Source organism: Caulobacter sp. SRI_008, from assembly GCF_057586355.1.
In genome coordinates this window covers 1-532 of sequence record NZ_JBYCZS010000065.1, presented here as the reverse complement: position 1 = coordinate 532, position 532 = coordinate 1, and the positions used below count along the sequence as shown (strand labels likewise).

Here is a 532-nt window from a genome sequence, read left to right as displayed (position 1 = left end):
CTCGACGCCACCGACCCTCTCCAGCCATACGGGTACAATCCGCTGCGCCGCGTCCGGGACGACAAGATCCCGCTCGCGGCCTCCGGCCTCCTAGAGACCCTCCGCAAGCTCTGGCCCGCCGCCTGGGGCGTGCGCATGGAGCACGTGCTGCGCAACAGCCTCTACACGCTCCTAGAGCGCGACGGCTCGACGCTCCCGGACATCCTTCGCCTGTATCGAGACGCGGCGTTCCGGCGGAGCGTCGTTGCCGGGATCCGCAACGATGTGGTGCGGGCGTTCTGGCGCGACGAGTTCGACCGCTACACCGACCGCGCCCAGGCCGAGCTCGTGGGGCCGATAGCGAACAAGCTCGGCGCGCTCCTCGTCGATCCCTTGATCTACCGCGTCCTCGTGACGCCGAAGCATGACCTGCGCCTCAGAAGCCTCATGGACGAGGGCCGGGGGCTCATTGTGAACCTGTCGAAAGGGCACATCGGCGAGGACGCCGCCACGCTTCTGGGAAGCATCCTGGTCTCAACATTGGGCCTCGCCA

1 protein-coding gene is annotated in these 532 nt (G+C 67.7%); it reads left to right on the top strand.

The window, feature by feature from the left end:
• Positions 1–532: hypothetical protein (locus AC2YHT_RS25680; protein ID WP_487292618.1), on the top strand; the 532-nt coding region annotated here is incomplete at both ends.